General features: G+C 39.6%; 23 protein-coding genes. 14 read left to right on the top strand and 9 right to left on the bottom strand.

From position 1 onward, the window contains the following. Positions 1 to 30 precede the first annotated feature (30 nt). The 4 genes from AC0L7T_RS03435 to AC0L7T_RS03420 are packed head-to-tail and all read left to right on the top strand — an operon-like array spanning position 31 to position 4,433. Positions 31 to 1,251, top strand: coding sequence for an Lnb N-terminal periplasmic domain-containing protein (locus AC0L7T_RS03435; protein WP_473341069.1), 1,221 nt, complete (start codon positions 31 to 33; stop codon positions 1,249 to 1,251). 55 nt (positions 1,252 to 1,306) lie between these two features. Then, the gene (uvrB, locus tag AC0L7T_RS03430; protein WP_473341068.1) at positions 1,307 to 3,343 is read left to right on the top strand and encodes an excinuclease ABC subunit UvrB; all 2,037 of its coding nucleotides are present in this window, start codon (positions 1,307 to 1,309) and stop codon (positions 3,341 to 3,343) included. Then, entirely contained in the window at positions 3,344 to 3,784 is a 441-nt protein-coding gene (locus AC0L7T_RS03425; protein WP_473341067.1) for a hypothetical protein, read from the top strand. 7 nt (positions 3,785 to 3,791) lie between these two features. Continuing rightward, positions 3,792 to 4,433: an AlbA family DNA-binding domain-containing protein gene (locus tag AC0L7T_RS03420; RefSeq protein WP_473341066.1), complete on the top strand. Its 642-nt coding sequence runs from the start codon at positions 3,792 to 3,794 to the stop codon at positions 4,431 to 4,433. Here the strand turns inward: AC0L7T_RS03420 and AC0L7T_RS03415 are convergent. Continuing rightward, the gene (locus AC0L7T_RS03415; RefSeq protein ID WP_473341065.1) at positions 4,417 to 4,932 is read right to left on the bottom strand and encodes a regulatory protein RecX; all 516 of its coding nucleotides are present in this window, start codon (positions 4,930 to 4,932) and stop codon (positions 4,417 to 4,419) included. The two genes, AC0L7T_RS03420 and AC0L7T_RS03415, sit on opposite strands and share 17 nt — an antisense overlap. 73 nt (positions 4,933 to 5,005) lie before the next feature. On the opposite strand from AC0L7T_RS03415, the gene tpiA reads away from it, so the two are divergent. Together tpiA and prmA are read left to right on the top strand one after the other, a co-directional pair. Then, entirely contained in the window at positions 5,006 to 5,767 is a 762-nt protein-coding gene (gene tpiA / locus AC0L7T_RS03410; RefSeq protein WP_473341064.1) for a triose-phosphate isomerase, read from the top strand. A gap of 85 nt (positions 5,768 to 5,852) precedes the next feature. Next, complete coding sequence (gene prmA, locus AC0L7T_RS03405) at positions 5,853 to 6,686, top strand: 50S ribosomal protein L11 methyltransferase (protein ID WP_473341063.1); 834 nt, start codon at positions 5,853 to 5,855, stop codon at positions 6,684 to 6,686. 264 nt (positions 6,687 to 6,950) lie between these two features. Here prmA and AC0L7T_RS03400 read toward each other — a convergent pair whose 3' ends face one another. Further along, positions 6,951 to 8,351, bottom strand: coding sequence for a DUF4270 family protein (locus tag AC0L7T_RS03400; protein WP_473341062.1), 1,401 nt, complete (start codon positions 8,349 to 8,351; stop codon positions 6,951 to 6,953). Further along, entirely contained in the window at positions 8,293 to 9,105 is an 813-nt protein-coding gene (locus AC0L7T_RS03395; protein WP_473341061.1) for a glycogen/starch synthase, read from the bottom strand. Before AC0L7T_RS03395 ends, AC0L7T_RS03400 begins: the two co-directional genes overlap by 59 nt. A 127-nt stretch (positions 9,106 to 9,232) precedes the next feature. On the opposite strand from AC0L7T_RS03395, the gene panC reads away from it, so the two are divergent. The 6 genes from panC (at position 9,233) to AC0L7T_RS03365 (ending at position 14,630) form a co-directional block, all read left to right on the top strand. Continuing rightward, a complete protein-coding gene (panC, locus tag AC0L7T_RS03390) occupies positions 9,233 to 10,090 on the top strand; it encodes a pantoate--beta-alanine ligase (protein ID WP_473341060.1) in 858 nt (285 codons plus the stop codon). Positions 10,091 to 10,098: 8 nt separating this feature from the next. After that, positions 10,099 to 10,446: an aspartate 1-decarboxylase gene (panD, locus tag AC0L7T_RS03385; protein ID WP_473341059.1), complete on the top strand. Its 348-nt coding sequence runs from the start codon at positions 10,099 to 10,101 to the stop codon at positions 10,444 to 10,446. Further along, on the top strand, positions 10,443 to 11,438 hold the full coding sequence (locus tag AC0L7T_RS03380; protein WP_473341058.1) for a lysylphosphatidylglycerol synthase transmembrane domain-containing protein: 996 nt from the start codon (positions 10,443 to 10,445) through the stop codon (positions 11,436 to 11,438). Before panD ends, AC0L7T_RS03380 begins: the two co-directional genes overlap by 4 nt. Positions 11,439 to 11,478: 40 nt before the next feature. Then, a complete protein-coding gene (locus AC0L7T_RS03375; RefSeq protein ID WP_473341057.1) occupies positions 11,479 to 12,171 on the top strand; it encodes a zinc metallopeptidase in 693 nt (230 codons plus the stop codon). A 248-nt stretch (positions 12,172 to 12,419) separates the two neighbouring features. After that, positions 12,420 to 13,559 carry an acyl-CoA dehydrogenase gene (locus tag AC0L7T_RS03370; RefSeq protein WP_473341056.1) on the top strand — a complete coding sequence of 380 codons (1,140 nt, stop codon included), beginning with the start codon at positions 12,420 to 12,422 and terminating at the stop codon, positions 13,557 to 13,559. Positions 13,560 to 13,700: 141 nt separating this feature from the next. Continuing rightward, positions 13,701 to 14,630, top strand: a complete 930-nt coding sequence (locus tag AC0L7T_RS03365) for a helix-turn-helix domain-containing protein (protein WP_020890662.1) — start codon at positions 13,701 to 13,703, stop codon at positions 14,628 to 14,630. Here the strand turns inward: AC0L7T_RS03365 and AC0L7T_RS03360 are convergent. The 3 genes from AC0L7T_RS03360 to AC0L7T_RS03350 are packed head-to-tail and all read right to left on the bottom strand — an operon-like array spanning position 14,613 to position 16,049. Further along, complete coding sequence (locus tag AC0L7T_RS03360) at positions 14,613 to 15,392, bottom strand: phosphoglycerol geranylgeranyltransferase (RefSeq protein WP_473341055.1); 780 nt, start codon at positions 15,390 to 15,392, stop codon at positions 14,613 to 14,615. The two genes, AC0L7T_RS03365 and AC0L7T_RS03360, sit on opposite strands and share 18 nt — an antisense overlap. Continuing rightward, positions 15,379 to 15,708, bottom strand: a complete 330-nt coding sequence (locus AC0L7T_RS03355; protein WP_473341054.1) for a hypothetical protein — start codon at positions 15,706 to 15,708, stop codon at positions 15,379 to 15,381. Before AC0L7T_RS03355 ends, AC0L7T_RS03360 begins: the two co-directional genes overlap by 14 nt. Continuing rightward, positions 15,705 to 16,049: a phage holin family protein gene (locus tag AC0L7T_RS03350; protein ID WP_473341053.1), complete on the bottom strand. Its 345-nt coding sequence runs from the start codon at positions 16,047 to 16,049 to the stop codon at positions 15,705 to 15,707. Before AC0L7T_RS03350 ends, AC0L7T_RS03355 begins: the two co-directional genes overlap by 4 nt. A 263-nt stretch (positions 16,050 to 16,312) precedes the next feature. Between AC0L7T_RS03350 and AC0L7T_RS03345 the strand changes: the two genes are divergently transcribed. Together AC0L7T_RS03345 and crtD are read left to right on the top strand one after the other, a co-directional pair. After that, a complete protein-coding gene (locus AC0L7T_RS03345; RefSeq protein ID WP_473341052.1) occupies positions 16,313 to 16,969 on the top strand; it encodes a DsbA family oxidoreductase in 657 nt (218 codons plus the stop codon). A 266-nt stretch (positions 16,970 to 17,235) separates the two neighbouring features. Continuing rightward, positions 17,236 to 18,705 carry a 1-hydroxycarotenoid 3,4-desaturase CrtD gene (gene crtD, locus AC0L7T_RS03340; RefSeq protein ID WP_473341051.1) on the top strand — a complete coding sequence of 490 codons (1,470 nt, stop codon included), beginning with the start codon at positions 17,236 to 17,238 and terminating at the stop codon, positions 18,703 to 18,705. Here the strand turns inward: crtD and AC0L7T_RS03335 are convergent. The 3 genes from AC0L7T_RS03335 to AC0L7T_RS03325 form a co-directional block, all read right to left on the bottom strand. After that, positions 18,702 to 20,102: an MltF family protein gene (locus AC0L7T_RS03335; RefSeq protein ID WP_473343344.1), complete on the bottom strand. Its 1,401-nt coding sequence runs from the start codon at positions 20,100 to 20,102 to the stop codon at positions 18,702 to 18,704. The genes crtD and AC0L7T_RS03335 overlap by 4 nt on opposite strands. 120 nt (positions 20,103 to 20,222) lie before the next feature. Next, the gene (locus AC0L7T_RS03330) at positions 20,223 to 21,545 is read right to left on the bottom strand and encodes a TolC family protein (protein WP_473341050.1); all 1,323 of its coding nucleotides are present in this window, start codon (positions 21,543 to 21,545) and stop codon (positions 20,223 to 20,225) included. A gap of 1 nt (position 21,546) precedes the next feature. Continuing rightward, positions 21,547 to 24,609, bottom strand: coding sequence for an efflux RND transporter permease subunit (locus tag AC0L7T_RS03325; protein WP_473341049.1), 3,063 nt, complete (start codon positions 24,607 to 24,609; stop codon positions 21,547 to 21,549). Positions 24,610 to 24,618: the final 9 nt, after the last annotated feature.

The raw sequence follows: 24,618 nt of genomic DNA, 5'->3' as shown, positions 1-24,618 counted from the left end.
GATAATTCATTTCTTTTTGCTTTAAGACTTATGCTATTAGACATTCATAAAGGCGGTTATTTAAAAACACTCGTATTAGGCTCTCTTTTGTTTCTGGGAATTGGACTTTCGCTCCCAGCTACTGCAGCCCAGTACAAAATCAGTTTGCTTACCTGCGACCCCGGAGATGAGCTTTACTCCACGTTTGGACACAGTGCCATACGCATCATAGAACTGGAAAGCGGGCAGGACCTGGTCTTTAATTACGGAACTTTTGATTTTAACACGCCTTTTTTTTACATAAAATTCATGCGAAGGACTTTGGATTACCAACTGTCTTTGACTACTACGGAGAATTTTTTACGTGAATACGACTATTTCAAGCGAAATGTCAGGGAGCAGGAACTTAACCTATCACCAGAACAAAGCCAAAAGATTGTAGCATTTCTACAGACCAACTACCTACCCGAGAACAGAAAGTACAGGTATGATTTCTTTTTTGACAATTGTACTACAAGGATCACAGACATGATGGAAGCTGTTTTAGGACAGTCATTGAAATGGAACTATCCGACTGAAACGGAAAATAAAACATTCCGAAATTTGATCGATGAATACGTTTATTCTCTTCCTTGGTCTGATCTGGGCATAGACCTGGCCTTGGGCTCCGTAATTGACAGAGAGGCTACTGAAGCAGAAAAAGCATTTTTACCGGATTACCTTGAGGCTGCTTTTGAAAGTGCTACTATCATTGGAGATGGGCCTGAGCGACCTCTTGTTAGTCAAAACAACATGATTTATGAATTCCCAGAAGCAAGGGGAGAAGGCATTAATCTGATTAATCCTTACGTAATCTTTTGGACCCTGGCCATTTTAGTAGGTGTCCTGACATTTATAGGTTTCAAGAAAAAGCGATTGTTTAAGGGTTTTGATATCACCCTCTTCACTGCTTTGGGCTTACTTGGAATATTGATTATTTTCCTTTGGTTTTTTACCGCCCACTCTCAAACAAAAAACAACTGGAACTTATTTTGGGCGTTTCCAGGTCATTTGTATATCGCCTATTTATTGTTCCTTAAACCTGATAAAGCCAATTTGAAAGCCTGGTTATTGGCCGCCATGATATTGGCTGATGTAGCATTGGTTGTATGGATACTGGGCTTTCAATCCTTTCACCCAAGCATCCTGCCATTGCTACTAATTGTTATTCTCAGGACAAATTTCCTGTACTACAACCTGGATCGGTTTAGGATTTTAAACAATAGAACCTGATTACTAAAACTATTCAGCCCCCATCTGACGTTGTAGGTATATAATTTAAGAATAAATGAGCTTCAATATTATTTCAGATTATGTTCCCACTGGAGACCAACCTAAGGCAATTCAAAAACTGGTTGAAGGTGTAAATGCCAACGAACCCTCCCAAGTGTTATTGGGGGTGACAGGCTCAGGAAAGACCTTTACGATTGCCAATGTCATTCAGCAGGTTCAGAAACCAACTTTGGTACTGAGCCACAATAAAACCCTTGCTGCCCAGTTGTATGGAGAATTCAAGCAGTTTTTCCCTGATAATTCAGTTGAGTTTTTCATCAGTTATTATGACTATTATCAGCCAGAGGCCTTTATTCCAACCAGTGGAACCTATATAGAAAAAGACCTTGCCATTAATGAGGAAATTGAAAAGCTAAGACTTTCTGCTACTTCAGCCTTACTTTCCGGAAGAAGAGATGTTATTGTCGTCGCTTCTGTTTCCTGTATTTATGGTATAGGCAATCCAGAGGAGTTTGGAAAAAACGTCATAAAACTTCAGGAAGGAGATCGAATACCTAGAAATCAGTTTTTATTCAAACTTGTAGAGATTCTTTACAGCCGTACTTCGGGAGACTTCACTCGAGGCACTTTTCGGGTAAAAGGTGACACTGTCGATATCTTTGTCGCTTATGGTGATTTTGCTTACAGAGTATTTTTCTGGGGGGATGAAATAGAAGCCATTCAAAGGGTAGACCCTACTAGCGGTAAAAAAATATCAGATGAAAAAATCATTACTATTTTCCCTGCCAATTTATTTGTGACAGGTAGAGATGTTATTGATACGGCCATCCATGAAATTCAAGATGACCTTGTCGCTCAGGTGGGAGCATTTGAGCGGGACATGAAATTAATGGAAGCCAAAAGGTTAAAGGAAAGAACAGAGTTTGACCTGGAGATGATTCGAGAACTTGGCTACTGCTCAGGGGTAGAAAACTATTCCAGGTATTTTGACCGAAGGCTTCCTGGCACCCGGCCTTTCTGCCTTTTGGATTATTTTCCTGACGACTTCTTAATGGTCATTGATGAAAGCCATGCCACCTTACCTCAGGTAAAGGCCATGTGGGGAGGAGACAGGTCCCGAAAAACCAACCTGGTTGATTACGGATTCAGGCTTCCTTCAGCGCTTGACAACCGCCCGTTAAAATTTGATGAATTCGAAGCCCTTACAAGCCAGGTAATCTACGTGAGCGCAACCCCCGGGGATTATGAACTCAATAAGTCTGAGGGCGTGGTAATCGAACAGATTATCCGACCAACAGGGCTTTTAGACCCCGTTATTGAGGTAAGACCAAGTGCCAATCAGATAGATGATTTACTGGATGAAATTGACAAGACCATAAAAAATGGTTTCAGGGTTTTAGTGACCACACTTACCAAAAGGATGGCTGAAGAGCTAGATAAGTACCTGGCTAAAGTGGGTGTAAAATCAAGGTATATTCACTCAGAAGTTAAACCACTTGACAGGGTGGAGATATTAAGAGAGCTTAGATTAGGGATATTTGATGTTTTAGTAGGGGTAAATCTTTTGAGAGAGGGTTTGGACCTTCCAGAAGTGGCCTTGGTTGCTATTTTTGATGCTGACAAGGAAGGTTTTTTACGTAACGTTAAAAGTCTGGTACAAACCATAGGAAGGGCTGCTAGAAACTCAGAAGGAAAGGTGATTATGTATGCTGATAAAACGACCGACAGCATGCGCTTATCCATAGATGAGACCAATCGAAGGAGGGCCAGGCAGATTGCTTATAATGAAGAGCACGGGATCACGCCAACAACTGTTATCAAATCACATGACAAGATCATGGGGCAAACAAAAGTTGCTGACAGCAAGAAAAACGCTAAGATTTATGTGGAAAACAACCCAGAAGAGGTTGATGTGGCAGCGGATCCAGTCATTCAATACCTAAGTAGAGAAAAGCTTGAAAAACTCATTTCCCAAACCCAAAAAAGAATGGAGGCAGCAGCCAAGGAATTAAACTTTATGGAGGCAGCAAGGTTGAGAGACGAATGGATGGGATTAAAGAAAAGACTCGACATTATAAATGTAGGCAAGTAGATGAAAATAATAAAAGGCATTGTCCTCATAACAAGTTTCTTACTTATAAATACTGCCAAATTACAGGCCCAACAGGCGGGGGGAAGTTTTTTGGTGAGTGCAGGTATGGACTTAATAAGGACAGATTTGTACAAAATCCTTGAAAGAGCACAATTTGGAGCGGAAGTCAATTATTTCTACCGCCATCAATTGTCATTTTCAGGGGGATACGAATACAATATTAAGCACCCGAATCAGGTAACTGCAGGCCTAAGGTATTACCCTTTAGAGCCTGTATTTATTCGTGCGCGGGCACTTCTGGGGAATGGTGCAGATCTTGGTCTAGGCGCTGGTTACACCTATAATCTAAGCTACAGGCTCCGATTGGAGGGTATTACGGACTATTATATCCAACGGCAGGCACTTGGAATCAGGGTAGGCTTGGCGTTTTTGATAAATTAAGAAAAAAATGACCTTTCAGGACATCACAAAACTAGCTCAAAAAGGAGAAGGCCTGCATGTGGAATTCAAAAAGAAAGCAGCTCATCCTGAAAAAATCGTTAAAGAAATAATAGCGATGGCCAATACTGATGGTGGTTACCTACTGTTAGGGGTGGACGATGATGGCACCGTAAGTGGCCAAAGATATATTGAGGAGGAAGTTTATGCGATGGACAAAGCAATTAAAGAATTGATCCACCCAACATTGGCTATCGAGAGAGCTATCATAGCCATCAATCAAAAAAAAGGTGTGGCCATTTATAGGATTTTAAAAAGCGCTAATGCTCCTCACTTTACCTTCGATGAAAAAAGGAAAAAAGCCTATGTGAGAGTAGCTGACAGAAGCATTCAAGCCAGCCGGGAGATGTGGGAAATAATGAGGCGAAAGAAAAGCCTAAACAATGTGATTTTCAAGTATGGGAAAAAGGAAGAGCTACTTATGAAAGCCTTGGCCACAAAACCCTATATCACTTTAAAGGAATTTATGGCTGTGGCCCGAATTCCCGTTTACATTGCCTCAAGAACGCTTGTAAAACTGGTATTGGCGAATGTTTTGGAGGTAATCCCACAGGAGTCTGAGGACAAATTTATAGCTAAAGTACATCTTTAGCGCCCATCTCCTCCACTACTTCCCAAACAAAATCAGGTTCAAACCCCCTGAAAATTAAAAATCTAACAACCTTGGCTTTCCTTTTATACAAGTTCTCTTCATTGGTTAACTTCCATTTTCTTTCTGCAAGGTGAAGCAAGGTATCCTGGTACTCCTCAGGTGCCAATAGCTCCAGTCCTTCTTGAATCAACTGGTTAGGGATTTCTCTCATTTTTAACTCTTGGCGGATTCTGATTCTCCCCCATCTTTTCAGATTAAACCTACCCTTAACAAAACTTTCCACAAATCGCTTTTCATTGATGAAATCCTGGTCTTGAAGGTTTTTTAAAATTTTTTCTGCCTCCCCCTCTTCTAGTTCCATTTCATCCAATTTCGACACAACTTCGGAGATAGTTCGTTCTTGGTAGGCGCAATAAGCGGCTACTTTTTTCAGTGCTTTTGAATAGCCACCTTTCTTTTTTGAACCTGATTCCGAATTTCCTTTTTCTGGAACTGACATTTTACGTAATTTTAGCTTTTGGTATATTAACGGGATAATCCTGACCAAATATATAAATCTAAATAGAAATATCATGCGAAAAAAAATTGTTGCTGGTAACTGGAAAATGAATTGCTTATTAGAAGAAGGTCAAAAACTTACTTCTGAGATAGTAAACATGATAAAAGACGAACCAATCAAGGACGTTAAAGTAATCTTGAATCCTCCTTTTGTTCATCTGCATGGGGTTAAAAAACTTATCGCAGGAGTTGACACCATTGCGCTAGGTGCTCAAAATTGCTCAGACAAAGAAGCTGGTGCTTATACAGGAGAGACTTCTGCTGCTATGTTGGCCTCATTTGGTGCTGAATTTGTAATCATTGGTCATAGTGAAAGAAGGGCTTTGTTCAATGAAAGCAACGAATTACTGACAGAAAAAACCAAACAAGCGCTTTCAAATGATTTAACTCCGATTTTCTGCTGTGGAGAGCCATTGGAAATCAGAGAAGCAGGCACGCATGAAGACTATGTAAAGAAACAGCTTACAGAAAGCCTGTTTGGATTTAGCGAAGCAGAAATAAAAAAATTAGTACTTGCTTACGAACCAATATGGGCAATAGGAACTGGTAAAACTGCTTCTGCTGATCAAGCACAAGAAATGCATTCTGCCATTCGCCAACACCTTTCTTCGAAATATGGTAAGGCGGTAGCTGAAGGAATCTCAATCCTATATGGTGGCAGCTGTAAACCTGACAATGCTAAGGAAATTTTCTCTAAGGCAGATGTTGATGGTGGATTAATAGGCGGTGCCTCATTAAAATCCAGAGACTTTGTAGATATCGCAAAATCTTTCTAATCCCACTCCTTAAATCTGAGGACAATTGCCCTGGTAATATTTTACCGGGGCACTTTTATATTTTTCAAATCAACACATTTAGTCAATGGAATACCTAGAATTTAAAATCAGCTGTAAGGAAGAGTACAGGGAGATTCTGATGGCCGAATTGGCAAATATTGGCTTTGATTCCTTTTTGGAAACTCCCGTTGGCTTAGACGCCTACATCCTTCAGGAAGATCTAGTAGAAGAATTATGGCAAGGGGTAATTACCCAATACCAAATCGATGCTGAGATTAAAATCGAAGAGGGTGTCCTGGCTAAAATCAATTGGAACGAAGCCTGGGAGAAAAACTACGACCCTATATCCGTAGGTGACATGGTATATGTGAGGGCTACCTTCCACCCCTCCAGAGGAAAGGATCACCGGCATGAGATTGTGATTAATCCAAAAATGTCTTTTGGAACAGGACATCATTCCACCACCTACCTTATGCTCGAATGGCAAAATGAAATTAGCCATAAAGATAAAACTGTAATGGATGCTGGCTCAGGTACAGGAATATTGGCAATAATGGCCATGAAGCTGGGAGCAGCTAAAGTCACTGCCTTTGATATAGATGAATGGAGTGTAGAAAACGGGAACGAAAATTTTGAGATCAATGGATTTCATGATCTTTCCATGCAGATAGGAGACATTCGGTCTGTAAAAACGGATGAAGCCTATGATCTTATTCTCGCCAATATTAATAAAAACGTACTGTTGGATGAGATGGAGGTTTACGCAGATAAACTATCTCAAGGTGGGAAACTACTTCTAAGTGGATTTTACGACACTGACATAGCCGATATTAGCCAAAAAGCAGAGGAAAATGGATTGCTTCCCATGGGGAAAAAGATACGCAATCAATGGACTTCTCTTTTGTTTCAGAAAGCCTGATTTAAAATGAGCAGTTATTGAAATAGAACTGCTATTACAGGTATCAACTTCAATCCTCTCCTAAGGATAAAATCAATCATCATTGATTGATGAGCACTGACAGAAAACACAAAAAAGAGACGGTAACAATTACTTGCTACCGTCTCTTTAAATTTTATTGAAATTCCTCACGCTTTAAACTTTGGATCAACCACTTCATTTGAGACTGGCAAAAAGCCAAGCTTCCTATTTATTGGAAACCCAAATCAATGATGTCAATTGTCCTTATCTTATTTTGGAGTAATAAATTTTCATTTTAATTTGATCCTTATCTACAACGAACTCTTTTAGGGAACGCTTAAAGGCATCATACGTCACAACACCACTTTCCGTGCTTGGTGTATTCGGGTATAAGAGCAAGTCTGTTTTCACTAAACCTGCCCGATACAAAGCATTGACATAGGAAGTAATCTGGTTGGAATACACTCTTGTTTCAGTATTAAAAGCTAAACCTGTTTGATTGCCTGTCACAGGAACAATATTCCCATCCTGGTCAAAACCTGTTTGGGTATTGTTTTCTCCTTGAACAGCCACTTTCGAACCATCAAAGTCTCTTCGATAGAATTCACCGCCATCTGCAAAATACATGACTAGCGCACCATAAGGGTTTTTACCTTCTGGATATTCATCCACAGGACCTACCTCAAGTATAATCTGGTTGAAGGTGACATTCTCCAAGGTATCCAGGAATTCATGCAAAGGACTCATGTCAAGTTTCACCATCATTCCCAAACCAGCTTTGACACCAACTTTATCACCTGCCACATCATAGGCAACATTTGTCTCAACTACCTGTTCTGTGACAGTTCCCTGCCGATCACTGATTACTTGGTTAAAATGCCTCGATTGAATGGTATTGATTGGGTAAGCTGTTGATACCGTGTCCTCGTCGTAATGGTAATACATGGTAATACCTGTACCACCTCCAATAGCCAAAGATACGGATGTGTTTTGAGCTGGGTCACCTTTGATAACTATACCCGGAAAATACTCTCTAAAAGCGAAAATATCATCGAAGGCAGGGTCTTGAGAAGTAAGTTTACCAAAAAGCTCAGCAGCAAAATCAGGACTTAGGTCCATACTCACTTGATTGACAGTATCTGCTTGCAACAAGAAGGAACCTTCCGCCAGGGTAATGTTATCCTCGTAATCCAGGGCACTAAAACTGTAATAAGTGGTATCCTCAATGGCCTCTAACAACCTATGAACCTTGAATTCCTTTTCTTCTTCAAAATCATCCGCTATTAAGTCCACAATATTGAAGCTGAAAATAGCGGAGTCAAATATGGCATTGTCCTCGGGTAAAACACCTCCGGGATTAAAGGAAAGCCGACTATAGCCTATTGATTCGGTGGTACCGAATATGTCACTATGATCGCCTCCAACCACCAATCGGCTCTGATTTGTAGTATTGAAAGAGTCTTCCAGTACTAAAAAAGAAGAAAGGGGTATTTCTTCATAGAATACCCCTATCTGATTGGATCCGGGATCCAATACCAATCCAATTTCGGATGGGTCGGAACAAGCTCCGGCGAAAATAACAATTGAGCACAGTGCCCCGAGGAATTTAACCTGCAAGGTCTGTGTAGATATTGTAATAGCTTTCAAAAAGCTCGTCTTGTTCATCACTATTGATTTCAAACTGTTTTTCTTTAGATGATTCTTGTATCATGGCAGCAAGGCCTTCGGAAATGTCCTCACCCTTTACAACAACGTCAGCATATTCCATTCCCAATTTCACGAAGCCTTCATAGTCTTTGGACTTCAATGGGGCAAGAAGCGCGTCATCGATATCTACCATTTTAATTTTATCGAATAAGTCGTCCCCAAATTTATGACTAAATCCGTTATTATAAATAGCATATACCGATTTTGTTTCTTTGAAAAGAGGTTCATTCTTGTAAGTAGTTTTCAGATACAGCGGTATAAGGCTGGTCATCCAATCATTACAATGAACTACATCTGGTGCCCAACCTAATTTCTTAACGGTTTCCAGCACTCCTTTGCAGAAGAAAATGGCTCTTTCGTCATTGTCTTCATAAAATTTATTTTGCTTGTCAAAGAAAACGCTCTTTCTTTGAAAATAGTCTTCATTGTCTATAAAATAAACCTGTAATTTGGCATTGGGAATAGACGCAACTTTAATTATCAATGGTTTTTCCTCTTCACCTACTGATATATTGATACCTGAAAGCCTTACAACCTCATGCAACCTGTTCTTTCTTTCATTAATCAATCCGAATCTAGGTACCAAAATTCGGATTTCCATTCCTTTTTCCTGCATTGCTTGGGGCAGGGCTCTTACAAAATTAGCAACTTCAGAAGTTTGAAGAAATGGGTTAATTTCGCTTGCTACGTAAAGGATACGAAGTTTAGACATATCGTGTGTGTTTAATTTAGGGATATAACGGGACTACAAATTTACAAAAAAATCAGCAAATTCCATTGTTTTTATTCAGAATAATATACTTTTGCACCTATTTTCCTATTCCATTTCAAAACAGGCCTTGGAAATTCACGAAACGATACCTTCTGTAATACAGCACTTAAGGGCTTTAAAAAGCCCAGACAAGTCCTTTGGTCTTGTCCCTACTATGGGGGCATTGCATCAGGGTCATTTAGAATTGATCCGACAGTCCAAGAAGAAAACGGACCTCACTATTGTGTCCATTTTCGTAAACCCCATCCAATTTAACAACTCCGAGGACCTCCAAAAATACCCCAGGAACTTAAATGCTGACTTAGCCATCTTGAGAGAAGAGGGGGTGGACATCGTTTTCGTCCCTTCAGAAAGGGAAATTTATCCTGAACCAGTATTGATGAAGTTTGATTTCGGAACCATGGAGCAGGTATTAGAAGGCAGGTTCAGGCCTGGACACTTTAATGGCGTAGCCATAGTCGTTTCTAAGCTGTTTCATATTCTCAAACCCGACATTTCATTTTTCGGACAAAAAGACCTTCAACAAGTAACCATTATTCAAAAGATGGTCAGCGATCTTTCTTTTGACATTCAGGTGGAGGTTGTTCCTACCATTAGGGAGTTTGATGGCTTAGCCCTTTCTTCTAGAAACCAGAGGCTCAGTACCGAAGGTAGAAAAATTGCACCCATACTCTACAAGGCTTTAACTAAATGCAAGGATGAACTTTTAAGTGGGGGAGATTGGTTGAACATAAAAAACAATGCCATTAAAGAACTTCTCTCGCCTCTTGCCATAAGCCCAGAGTATCTGGAACTAGTAGAGGTAACTAATTTTACGCCCATCCAAAACCCAATACCGGGAAAACCGTACGCCATTTGTATAGCGGCACACATTGAACAGGTACGATTAATTGATAACATTATCATTCGTACTGCTCACATTTAACTAATGACATGCAAATTCAGTTATTAAAATCAAAAATTCACCGGGTAAAAATTACCCAGGCAGAACTTCATTATGTCGGCAGCATCACCATAGATGAGGCATTAATGGAAGCAGCTAATATTATTGAAAATGAAAAAGTTCAGATAGTTAACATTAACAATGGGGAACGACTTGAAACTTATGTTATTAAAGGAGAGCGCGACTCTGGTCAAATCTGTCTAAATGGACCAGCCGCTCGTAAAGCCCAAGTTGGAGATGTGGTCATCATCATTTCCTATGCAACAATGGATTTTGACGAAGCAAAAAAATACAAACCCACTATTGTTTTCCCAGATGAGCAAAACAAATTGATTTGAGCAATAAGTTAATAAACAGCCTTCAAGCTATTGTCCCTTTATTGGCGGCGCTTCTGATCTTTTATTATCTCTACAAGGATATTGAAAGCGAAGTAATTTTAGAAGCACTTAAGGGCACTGACATTTTTTGGTTTTCTGCTGCCATGTGTATCGGCCTGGTTGGTTTCTGGCTTAGGGCATGGAGATGGAAGAACTTAATTGCTACAAATGAATCCATGACTGTGAAAACAGTCCCGATTTTTTGGGCTTTAATGTTTGGCAATCTAGTGAATCTTATTTTCCCTAGAGCAGGAGAAGTGGCCAGGTGTGGTGCTGTGATTAAAACCTACCCGATTAAATTTGGTAAAATTTTCGGAACTGTCGTTTTGGAAAGAACCATAGACATGCTTTTCATGCTGTTTATTGTTGCCTTGGCCTTTGTACTTGAAGGAGGGATTTTCATCGAAATTATTGAAAATCTAATTTCCTTGGACACCATCAAAGGCTTCGTGGCAGAATACTTCTATTGGGCGTTGTTATTGTTTTTTGTGCTTTTCCTAATGGGACTATTGACTTATCTGAAATTTAAGAAGACTGCCTGGATAGGTAAACTTCGTCAGTTTGCACGACAATTTGTCAGTGGATTAGAAACCCTGATCCATATGGAAAACAAAGTAGGTTTTTGGGTTGCTACATTTTCAATTTGGATTATTTATTTTTTGATGATGTATTGGATGGCATTATCCATCCCTTCTACACACTCATTATCAGCCACTTCAGTATTGATGGTCTTGGTTATGGGCAGCATAGGGATGATCGCTCCGGTTCAGGGAGGCATAGGCACCTTTCACGCCATGGTCGCTTTTATTCTGCTTTACTATGGCGTATCAGAGGAGCAGGGCAAGATATTTGCAATATTGGTTCACACCTCTCAGATCATGATTGTTTTGATTCTGGGCGGGATTAGTTTTCTTTACCTTTTCAGAAAAAGGAGGGAAACCTTGAATGTGTAAAATCGTTTAGAAGAAATAATTAAGAAATAAAAAATAGAAAATGGGAATCATACTAATAGTAGTTGTTTTTGCAATTCTAGGCTATGTTGTCAGCAACAGGTTGAAGAAAAAGTTTAAGAAGTACTCACAGGTTTCTTTAAAAGCCAACCTATCCGGTAAAGAAGTTGCTGAGTTGATGTTGGCAGATCACAACATCCACAATGTAAAGGTCAATTGTGTTGAAGGGCAGTTATCTGACCACTACAATCCAATGAACAGCACAGTAAATCTTAGCACTGATGTATATTACGGAAGGAATGTTGCTGCTACAGCAGTGGCAGCTCATGAGTGCGGGCATGCGGTACAACATGCAAATTCATATGCATGGTTGAAACTAAGGTCAACCTTGGTACCTATTCAAAACATAAGTGGTAAAATCTTGAATGTTGTATTGATTGCTTCTCTTTTTGGGGGAATAGCCTTATTTGGCCTGCCTTACGAAGCCGTAGGCATGGTAGTAGTAGGAGCATATAGTATATTGACACTTTTCAGTGTCATAACGCTACCTGTGGAATTTGACGCCAGTAACCGGGCCTTGGCTTGGGTTAAACAGAGAAACGTAGTTACTCCTGATGAATACGGCATGTCAAAAGATGCATTAAAATGGGCCGCGATGACTTATGTTGTAGCAGCATTGGCATCAATGGCAACACTAGCCTATTATATGTTTGTCTTTTTTGGTAACAGAGATTAGGTAAAACAAACTTATTTTAATTATTTAAAGGGGCAGCGTTGCCCCTTTTTTAGTTTTTGGGTATATCTATTAAGGGTAAACCTGAAATGTTCAACATTTATTGATTTGAGTGATAATAAATTTGTAAGCCACCCTATAATTTAGGTGCAAATTTCAACACCCATTCCGAAAAAGAGCAGGTAATAAAAATTCGATTTATTGGTTACCCTGTCGCGAGCTTAAAGTAGTATTAATATTAATTCAGAAGTATGGATTTTGAACTGAACGAAGAACAACGGGCCATCAAAGAAGCGGCTTCAGACTTTGCCAAAACAGAACTTTTACCAAAAGTAATCGACAGGGACATCAAGGGTGAATTTCCAAAGGAATTGATTGCAAAGATGGCTGAAATGGGATTTATGGGAATGATGGTTCCCCCGGAATATGGAGGAGGTGGAATGGACACCCTTTCCTATGTGATTGCAATGGAGGAGATTTCTAAGGTAGATGCCTCAGCAGGTGTGATCATGTCGGTGAATAACTCTCTTGTTTGTTGGGGATTAGAGAAATATGGGACAAAAGCCCAAAAAGAGAAATACCTGACACCCCTGGCCTCTGGCAAACGCCTGGGTGCATTTGCATTGTCAGAACCAGAAGCTGGATCTGATGCCACCTCACAAAAAACAACAGCCGTTGATAAAGGCGACCATTACCTAATAAATGGGACAAAAAACTGGATAACCAATGGTTTTACAGCTGACTTTTACCTGGTGGTAGCACAAACCAATAAGGAGAAGGAACATCATGGCATATCAGTATTTATAGTAGAAAGAGATTGGGAAGGTTTTGACAGAGGAACAAAGGAAGACAAAATGGGCATTAGGGCTTCCGACACCTGTTCTTTGATGTTTACTGACATGAAGGTCCCCAAAGAAAACAGAATAGGTGAGGAAGGTTTTGGTTTCAAATTTGCCATGGAAACATTAAACGGTGGACGAATTGGCATCGCTGCCCAGGCGCTTGGGATTGCAGCTGGAGCATTGGAATTGTCCGTGAAATATGCCAAAGAAAGAAAAACTTTTGGGAAAGCTATCAGTGAGCATCAGGCCATACAATTTAAGCTGGCAGACATGGATACAGAAATAGAAGCTGCCCGTTTGCTCTGTTATAAAGCCGCCTTAAAAAAAGACAAAAACGAGTCCTATGTAAAATCGAGTGCAATTGCCAAATTGTATTCTTCAAAGGTAGCCATGGAAACCACAATTGAGGCGGTCCAAATTCATGGAGGTTATGGTTATGTGCGAGAATACCACGTTGAGCGAATGATGAGGGACGCTAAAATCACACAAATCTATGAAGGCACGTCAGAAATTCAAAAAATAATTATATCCAGAAAGCTTTTAAGCTAATTGTATAAGTAGTAGAAAATCGAAAATATATAGTAATTTTCAAATCGGAATTTAGTTTATTCTAATTTTTTATTTGAAATTGTCATAACAAATCAGAAAAAAAATATACTTTTACAAAAAATAACTCTAAATGCACTAATCATGGAATATTACAATAAGGTGATAGAGTCGGTTGGGGTAAGGTACGTTAAAGGAAACAACTTCAAAATTGAGCGACCTGTAACCATCACCGATTATACAGATTCTGAAAATACAGCCATCCTTCTTCACCGGGGATCGTTGAATTATGGTGAAGACCAGGAGTCTGTAAACGAAGGGGAAATTCTATTTATTCCAGCAGCTCGTCCGACCAGGGTATCCTTCGGTACAGTCACCAAAAGGAACGAGACCAACAATGATAATTTTTTAGAAAATAAAAAGAAATACCTTCAGACTATCAGCTTCAAAAATATAAAGAACTTGGAAGATGACTGCATCACTTCAGTCACTTTTGAAGCAAAGGTTTTCGACGTTGTTAATTTCTTTAACTCACTAGGCATACCAGCTTTCGTGATCAGGTTTAATGACCGGATAGCTTCAATTATTGAAGATGTGGTGAAGGAATCAGAACAAAATACCCCCGGTAAAGAAAGAGTGATAAAGCTCTATACCGAATTACTTGTGGTGGAATTGGTTCGTCACATCCTTAAAAACAGACTATTTGTAGAGGAATTATCTACCAACAGTACTTATTTCAAGGATCCCCGTTTGATAGACATGTTCAATTATATCAAGAAAAATATCGGTGGAGACCTGTCCAATAAAGTTTTGGCTAAGGTTGCCAATGTTTCTGAAGATTATGTTGGCCAATACTTTAAAATGCTAACCGGTATTAATCCTCAGGATTATATTGAATACCAAAGAATGGAAGCGGCAGTGGAATTATTAAGAACCACCAAAAAGAGTATTCGCGACATCGGCAAAGAGGTCGGATACAAAGATACTGCTTATTTCTGTAGAAGGTTTAAGATGATGTACGGTTTACCTGCAGGAAAAATGAGGCGAAGAGAATCGCTAATTAACGTTCAATGATGAATTATAAAATTTAATATATTGTAAAACCTCAGTGATTAAGCTGGGGTTTTTTTCTGCCCCATTTCCAATAACAAGTACATCCGCACCAGCCTTCCATGCATCTTTTGCTTGTTCCAGGGATTTTATCCCTCCTCCAACTAATAGCGGACATTTTACTTCCTTACTTACTGCTTTTATCATTTTTTTAGAGACTGGCAAACTTGCACCTGAGCCAGCATCTAGGTAAAACAAAGGCAATCCCAGAAAGTTGCCTGCCAAAGCTGTAGCCACTGCAATATCAGGCTTATTGTGAGGAATTGGGATCGTTTGGCTCATGTATTCTACGCTTGTACTCGCTCCTCCATTAATTAGCATGTATCCTACAGGTAAAACCTCTAGCTTACTTTTAGACAAAGTAGGTGCTGCCAATACATGCTGTCCGATCAATAATTCAGGATTTCTTCCAGATATAAGCGAAAGAAACAAGATAGCGTCCGCTTCTTCTGAAAGCTGCATGACACTACCGGGAAACAAAACAACCGGAACATTGCCTTTGGTTACTTCCTTTAACCTGCGCAAACATTGATCGAGTCGCTTGGTGTCTACCAAACTTCCGCCTACAAAAAAAAAGTCTATCAAAAGACCGTGGGAAAGTTGCTTAAGTAAGTCCAGCGAGGGCTGCTTGTCAATTTTCTCTGGATCTATCAATAAGGCAAGGCTCTTTATGCCTTTCTTATTTCTTTGCAAAAGCAATTCACGAAGTGCATTATTTCGACTCATCTTCGGTATCCACTGTGGCCATTAGACTGTCCATGAGTCTCGCTTTTCCAATGCCAACCAGCATCCAAAAAAGCCTACTCCTTAGATTACCGAAAAAGCTATAGCCTCTCTTCTTTGATTTTTTTTTATTTTTTGAGACCTTCTTTTTATTTTTCCCTCTTAAATGCTGTACTGAATATACGGCAAGTACACCACCAAGAATTGCCAAACCTCCAACCTTAAGGTATACCTTGGAATCCTGTTTGAGAAATTGGAGTTGTTTCTCCAAGGTTTGCTCTAATTCTTGTGACTGCTTTAACAAATCCTCTTTCATCATTCGTCTTTTCTACCTTTAAATAAGAAAACATACCTGTAAAGGGAATTTTTGAGTATCCTTTGGAAAGTCGTGGCATTCCTCAATAGAACCAACAACAAAAATATTATTAAATAAATACCTGTTAACAACAGGAAGCCAATTGAGGTACTTCCATATATTTCACTAAAATAAAAAGCCAGTGCAATACTACCAAAAAGCAAAATAAAAGAAGCAGATAAAACGATTAAAACAATGACTGCAACCCTTGCTACGACCGAACTTATTTGGTCGACAATTTCGGCTTTTATAATATTAACCCTTACTTCTATCAATTTTTTAATTGTAGTAATGATCTCATTCATATTGACATAGGGATTTTAATAACAAATTACAAATTGTATAAGTCAAGTTACTATAATTTACATCAAAAACCTTGCAAGAAAAGTTGACTTCCTGTAAAAACACTTATTCCAATCGGTTTACCCATAAATTTACAAAGAAAATTTATTTATGAAGAATTTATAATTTTCAAGCACCAGAACCGAAGTGTTAGGCGAATTGTTATACAATACATAAATCTCAGTACTTCCTGGGAATCAAAAAGAATTAATTAAGTAAATAAGAGATGAAAATAGAAATCTGGAGTGATGTTGTTTGCCCATTTTGCTACATAGGAAAGCGACGTTTTGAAAATGCATTGTCCAACTTCGATCAAAGAGACAAAACCGAAGTCATTTATCGTAGTTTTCAGTTAAACCCCGATATAAAAACAGACACCGATAAATCTGTGATTCAGTACCTTTCCGAAAGCAAAGGAGTTACCTTGGAAAAAGCCGGAGAGATGACCGAATATGTTACACAGCAAGCCGCCATTGAGGGCCTTGATTACCAAATGGACCATGCTGTAGTCGCCAATACTTTTAGAAGTCACAGGTTATTACAGCTTGCGCTGACGCAGGGACTACAATTGGAAACGAAAGAGCGTTTGCTTAAAGCGTACTTTATTGAGGGAAGAAATATCGACGATATACCCACATTAATTGAGTTATCCAATGAAATAGGGCTAAAAAATGTAGTGGAAACCTTAGATACTGACAATTATGCCGACGAAGTCAAAAGAGACATTCTGGAATCAAAACAGATCGGAATTCAAGGAGTCCCTTTCTTTGTCTTCAACCGTAAATATGGCATAAGTGGTGCTCAGGAATCTAAAGTATTTGCAGACGCAATCGAACAATCCTTTAAAGAATGGGAAGAAGCATCCCTTCAGTTTAAAGATTAAACAATTCCAATCCTGAGCTGAGACGTCTAAACTACAACAGAGATAAAGCGATGTGGGTACAGGTTAGCCAACTAAAGCGATACTAGAGACCAAAAAACCACACTATAGGATAACAAAACACACCTTGATCAGGTTGTTTTAAATCAATAGTTAAAGAAAAGTTAAACTATGCTTGTCAAAAGTAGCAAAAGGAAAAGTAAATCTTAAAAATTGGATCAATCCTTTCGCCTAAAGGTTTTACGGAGGATTCAATTTGATTTAAATTTATGGGAAAAAAGGTTGTAATAGTAGGTTCTGGCATCGCAGGTTTGGCAGCAGCTATCCGTTTGTCAATTAAAGGATATCAGGTAACCGTATTTGAGGCAAATTCATATCCTGGAGGGAAGTTGTCTGAAATTAATATGGAGGGTTATCGTTTTGATGCTGGCCCTTCCCTGTTTACCCTACCTGAACAAGTAGAAGAGTTATTTGAATTGGCGGATAAAAAAACGGAAGACTTTTTCCAATACAAAAGGCTTGAAATCAATTGTAATTATTTCTGGGAAGACGGCACTAAATTAAGCGCTCATGCCGACCTGGATAAATTCGCAAAAGAAGTGAAAACTCAACTTGGGGAACAACCTGAAAACATCAAAAAAGCCTTAAGAAAATCAGCCTATATCTACCGGCACCTCGCCCCCTTATTCATGCATAGGTCATTACACAAGTGGAGCACCTGGTTCAATAAAAAAGCATTGAGTTCCTACCTTAGAATGGGTAAGCTGGGGCTTTTCAAGACCATGAACCAGGCTAATTCTCAACAATTCAATCATCCCAAACTTGTCCAGTTGTTTAACAGATATGCCACTTACAATGGATCAAACCCTTACCAGACTCCAGCCACATTAAACATTATTCCACATCTGGAATTTAATAGGGGTGCTTATTTTCCGGTTAAAGGAATGCATGACATTACCCTCAGTCTTTTTAATCTTGCCAAGGAGCTTGGGGTCAACTTTCATTTTAATCAGCCGGTAGAAAAAATTCTCGTAAAGAATAATACAGCCAAGGGTGTAGAAGCAGGAGGGAAATCCTATTTTTCCGACTTTGTAATCAATAATATGGACATGGTAACTGCCTACAAAACCATTCTTAAGGAGGAAGCACAACCTAAAAGACTATTAAAACAACCCAAATCCAGCTCCGCCCTGATCTTCTATTGGGGAATAAAGAAACACTTTCCCGAACTAGACCTTCATAACATCCTTTTTAGCAATGATTATGAAAAGGAGTTTAAGGCCATTTTTGAGCAGAAAGACCTGTACGAAGACCCAACGGTATACATCAATATCACCTCTATACATAAAGAGAAGGATGCTCCTGAAGGCTGTATGAATTGGTTTACCATGATAAACGTACCCAATAACCAAGGTCAGGATTGGGATAAAATAAAAGCTAAAGCAAAGGAATTCATTGTCAGAAAAATTAACGCCACGCTTAATACAGATATCGAGTCATTAATCGTAGTGGAGCAAATCCTGGATCCCATAGGTATTGAGACCAAAACGTCCTCTGCCAATGGTGCTTTGTACGGAAACAGCTCCAATAACAAGTATGCTGCTTTTTTAAGGCATCCAAATTATAGCTCAAAAATAGACAAGCTGTATTTTTGTGGTGGAAGTGTCCATCCTGGAGGGGGAATTCCCTTGTGCCTGTTGTCTGCAAAAATCATGGCAGACATGATTCCCAATGCTTAGGAATCAACCAATACCTTATATGATTCATACAAGCCATACACCTCTCGTACATATCGAACCGTGACATGGCCTTTGGCATAGCCACTTTTTACCCAAGGGTCCCTATAAACTTCAGGTTTTGATTTCCTTTCCAGGTAATAGGCTACATTTTCCCATCTTTTATTGTCTTTCCCATATTTATAAGCCAATCGCCAGGCATCCTGCACGTGTCCATGCCCTACATTATAAGAAGCCAAAATAAACTTTATCCGCTCATTGTTGTCAGGTACTCGGTCAAGCCAAAACCCATCCAGGTATTTCAGATAATTTACTCCACCTCTAAGGCTTTCATTGGGGTTGTTTGGGTCATTGACGCCAAATCGCTGTAAGGTCACTGGCATAAGCTGAAGTAAACCTACAGCCCCAGCATAAGATACCGCAGAATGGTTAAAGCGACTTTCTTTATAAACCAGTGCTGCCAACAACCTCCAATCCCATCCCAATTGATCTGCACCATTTTTAATTATATCATCATAGGCGGATATTCTATCTCCCGACACTGACGAAAAGGCTGAGGAGGAGCGATGGTAACTGTTTTTCTTGTTTAAAAAATATTTATGGTACAAAATGGCCTTAAACCCTGTCCTGTCAATTCTTGCGATCCATTCATTAATTTTAGCTTCCAACTGAGGTGCATTTTTTCGTATTGCCCACGAAACAGGATTTGGCTGACTGACCATAAGTTTTACATCCAAAACATCGTTGTAAGTGGCATTTACCAACGCAATATCATTGTCTACTACCGTATAGTCAATTTCTTCCTTAATCACTTGATTAATAAGGTCTTCCAGGCTGGTATTTTTTTCTTCTATCGAGAGGGAAAGTGAAAGTGAATCACTGAGCCCCATAAGGCGCTCCTTGTATATGGTGCCTTTTTTAATAAATACCTTTTTATTTGAAAGCTGAGATAAACTGTCTACATGAGATTTATCTTTCCGCTGAACCACCACTGTTTCCATAGAACCGACAGGTTCAGTGAAAGCGGCAAACTTTTTTCGCGCTTCAGTTACTTCAAAGTTAATCGCTACTATATCTGCCTTGCCTTTATTCAATAAACGAAAGGCATCTTCCAAATCATGTCTTACGATTAACCTTAAGTTTACGCCTAACTGATAGGCCAGATTCCTGAGCAATTCAAACTCATAGCCCATCGTTCTGCCTCTATAGATATAGTAGCTGGTGGAAGAATTATCTACTACAGCGCGAATAAAACCTCTTTTTTTTATGGCATCAAAATCCAATTCTGCTGGAAACTCCCAGTATTTTGGTGCCACTTTTTCTTCTACCTTTTCCTTGCAAGCTGTCAGTGCAAAGGTAAAAAAGATCAATAAAAAGTAAGAAACATTGATTTTTGACATAGAGTGAGCACTCAGGTTGTGCTTTGGTCTACTCAATTATAGGCTTTTATCCTTAATATACCAAAATATGCCCCTCAAAATGTAAATGTTCAATAATGCAATTAACAATTGATTTTGTCATTACATACCCCTATTAGCAAAATAAATCTTACCCGAAAGCCGCATTAGTTCTATTTCATTTTCTTTAATCGTGTAAAGAGACTCTATCAATCTACTTTCTGCCTGAAGTCTACTCACCTGTGCATCTCTAAATTCCAGGTAATTGGTAATCCCCAAACGAAACCTATCCAAAGTGATATCTGAACTCTCCACAGCTACCTCATAGTTGATTCTTTCGATTTCCAAAAGTCGTTTACTATTTTCATAGGTATTGTAGGTTCGCTGTAAATCTGACAACATTTGATTTTGATATTGTTCCATCAAATGCTTTTGGTTATTGATCTGGATTTTGGCTGCCTGAATTCTGCGGTTTAGAGACAAACCACTAAATAAATTTAAACTTATGGTTGCGCCCAAGTTTATTCCTTGCTGCTGATTGCTCAATAAAAACCCTGCATCTGAATTTAAGGTATTGTCTATATAAGAGCCATTCAGTGTGATGGTAGGTAAACGCTGTGCCCTTAATTCTTTCAATTGCAGGTAGGCAACATTTTCCATTCTCTGAGTAGCCAAAAAGGTCTTGTTTTGATCAAATGCACTCTCCTTTAATTCCTCTATTGAAAGGGATTCTTTAATCAGGATGGTATCTTTCACTACAAACTGCTTATCAGGCCCAATGGCCAACAATTCGTTTAGGTTTACCCTTGAATTTTGAATCACCTGCTCTTGAGAAACCAGGGCCGTAAGATCTGCATTATAATCCACTTGGGCAGCTAGAAAATCTCTTTTGGATGCTCGACCAAATTCGTATTGCGCTTTTGCAATTTCCAGTCTTTCGTCAGACAATTTCAAAGTGTGCTCAAGCACTTCATATCTTTGCAGCTCCAATACCAGTCTATAATAGGTCGTCGCTATTGATGCTACCGTATTTTCTATCACCACTTTGGCTTCTAACTCAGTTACCTCCGCAAGCTTGCCCAATCGCTGCATGGCCACAACTGCATCTGCACGAAACCCATAAATGGCAACCAAACTATAATTATTATTTCTTGTTTGTGCATTGGGAATGATGCGTGGATTTTCCGGATCACTTACAAAAGACTGCTCTGTGTCTTCCTTTCTATAAATTCTGGTATTGTTTAGATCCAGCACGGGCATTAAGAGGCTTCCAGCCTGCTTTTTCTCGTTTTCAGCCAATAAGACCTGGTTGGTAGCTATTTTAACATCAAAATTGTTTTCTAAGCCAATCTCAACAGCCTTTTCGAAAGTTAAAGACTCTTCCTGCTGTGCGTACATCTTGCAGGAAATTACCATCACCAAACCTAGCAATAAAAATTCTTTCATATTAAACTCTTGCTAATCTTCCTTGTTTTGATGTTAAATATGTATAAATGCCTGGAATAATAAATAGGGTAAGCACTGTGGCCAGTAACATACCGCCCACTACGACCACTCCCATTGGCACCCTTCCTTCTGAGCCTGCTCCCAGTGCAAGTGCTATTGGCAAAATCCCCAAAATTGTAGACAAGCTGGTCATTAATATTGGCCTAAACCTGGCAGCTGCTGCTCCTTCAATAGCCTCTTCTATAGAAAATCCCTGAGCCTTGCGTTGATTGGCAAACTCCACGATCAAAATACCATTTTTAGTAACCAGGCCGATCAGCATAATGATACCTATTTGGCTGAAAACATTAAGGGTGAAATCAAATAACCACAAAGACAATAAGGCCCCAAAAATAGCCAAGGGAACCGTAAACATAATTGTTAGTGGATCCATAAAACTTTCAAACTGGGCTGATAAAACCAGGTAAATCAAAATCAATGCAAACACAAAGGCAAATACCAGACTACTGGAGCTGTCTCTGTATTCTTTTGAGAGCCCTGCCACATCAGTGGTATATGTCTCATCCAGAACCTCCGCGGCAATCCGATCCATTTCCGCCAAACCTGTACCTACCGTTTGACCAGGTGCCAAACCTGCCTGCACAGTTGCGCTCACAAATCTATTGTAACGATAAAGTTGAGGTGGGGTACTTCTTTCAGAGATACTTACCAGGTTATCCATTTGGATCAATTGTTCATTTTCACCTTTGACATAGAGCATTCTCAGGTTTATAGGTTCGTTTCTATCCTCCAACTGCATTTCCCCTACTACCTGATACTGCTTGCCATTCATGATAAAGTAATCAAACCGCTGGCCTGAATAACTGAGTTGAAGCGTTCTGGCGATCTCTTGCACAGAGACGCCTATGTTTCTTGCTTTTTCCCTATCAATCTCAATTTCTAATTCAGGTTTAGTAAATTTCAGGTTGACATCAGGAAAGGTAAATACAGGACTCTGTCCCATTCTTTCCATAAAAACCGGTATTACTTCTTTCAATTTCTCCAGCGTCTGGGATTGGATCACATACTGGATCGGCAAGCCGGCTCTTCTATCCCCAATCGATGGTTCTTGAGCGCCAAAGGCCCTCACAGCTGTTTTATTTTTTAAGTAGACCGATACTTCATCAAATATCTCTTGCTGGCTTCTGTTTCTTTCGGCCGCATCCTTCAAAATCACTCTTATAAATCCTGAATTGGTACTTGAGGTTCCAAAGGCTGGAGAGGTAACCGAGATCAAACCAGCTCTCTCCTCTTCAGGAATCATGGACGATAACTCCTCGGTCATTTCATCAATTATACGGTCCATATAACCAAAGGTGGCTCCTTCAGGCCCTGCCATATTGATTCTAATCTGTCCTCTATCTTCCAATGGAGCCAATTCTGAAGGGATCTCATTAAAAAGTAAATAAGTGCCAATTCCCATTACCCCAATTATTACAAAGGCCATCCACCTTACCTTCATAAAGGACTTTAGCGCATGTACGTAAACCTGATTTAACCACAAGAAAAAAGGCTCTGTCTTGGTGTAAAGCCAATTGTGCCGCTTCCTTCTTTTTAAAAGCTTGGAGCTAAGCATGGGCGTCATGGTAAGGGCAACAAAAGAAGAAATAATAACAGCTCCTGCTACCACTACACCAAACTCTCTAAAAAGCCTGCCTGTAGTTCCCGTAAGAAATATTACTGGCAAAAATACTGCGGCTAAGGCTACAGTGGTGGCAATTACAGCAAAGAAGATTTCCTCAGCCCCCTTCTCAGCTGCTGTTTCCGGATCTTCTCCATTTTCTATTTTGGTATAGATATTTTCTAAAACTACAATGGCATCATCCACCACCAAACCTATGGACAATACGATACCCAATAAGGTCAGCACATTGATAGAAAATCCTGCCATGTACATGATAAAAAAGACACCTATCAAACTTATCGGAATGGTAAGTACAGGAATAAAAGTAGTGCGCCAATCCCTAAGGAAAAGGAAAATAATAAGCACTACCAGTAAAAAAGCTACAAAAATAGTCTGCTGCACTTCACTGATAGAATTTCTAATGTACTTGGTGGTATCAAAACCTATGCCTAGCTCAATGTCTTCTGGAAGGTCTTTTTTGATGAATTCAAGGCGACGGTAAAATTCGTCTATGATCTCTATGCTATTCGAACCTGGCAAAGGCACCAAAGCCACTCCCACCATAGGGATACCATCTCTTTTTAGCACCGTCCTTTCATTTAGCGGTGCCAATTCAGCCCTTCCAATATCCTGAAAACGAACTACATTGTTGGATTCTTCTTTAATAATCAAGCGGTTGAACTCCTCAGGAGTACTCATCCGGCTTCTAGTTCTTACAGACAATTCAATGGATTCTCCTTCAATCCTCCCGGTAGGAAGCTCCACATTTTCGCTTTGAACCTTATTAAGAATATCCAAAGGCGTCACGCCATAGGAAGCCATTCTCAAGGGATCCATTCTCAAGCGCATTGCATACTCCTTCTCTCCCCAAATTCGTATCTCACTTACACCACTGATGGTTTGCAGTCGCTCCTTAAAAATATTGGTGGCGATATCAGAGAGCTCCAATAAAGTTCTTTCGTTGCTCTGAACATTTAAGAAAACTATGGGTTGCGTATCCGCATCTTGTTTGGAAACAATCGGAGGTTCTGTGTCTGGAGGAAGATTTCTTTGTGCCCTGGAAACTTTGTCCCGAACATCATTCGCCGCTGCTTCCATGTCAGCACCGATTTCAAATTCCACTGTTATACTGCTATTCCCATCATTACTTACTGATGACAATGACTTTATACCAGAAATGCCATTTATGGCTTCCTCCAGCGGTTCCGTAATTTGCGCCTCAATTACATCTGCATTGGCGCCAATATAAGCCGTTCTCACATTGACTACCGGGGGGTCTACACTAGGGAATTCACGAATACCCAAAAAGGATATCCCGATAATCCCGAATATCACTATGGTGATAGACATCACAATAGACAATACTGGCCTGCGAATACTGATGGTAGATAAACTTGACATATTGTGCTA

The organism is Cyclobacterium sp. 10D3-21, from assembly GCF_055809755.1.
Note: the sequence above shows the minus strand (reverse complement) of the source record. Positions and strands in the feature narration are given on the sequence as shown.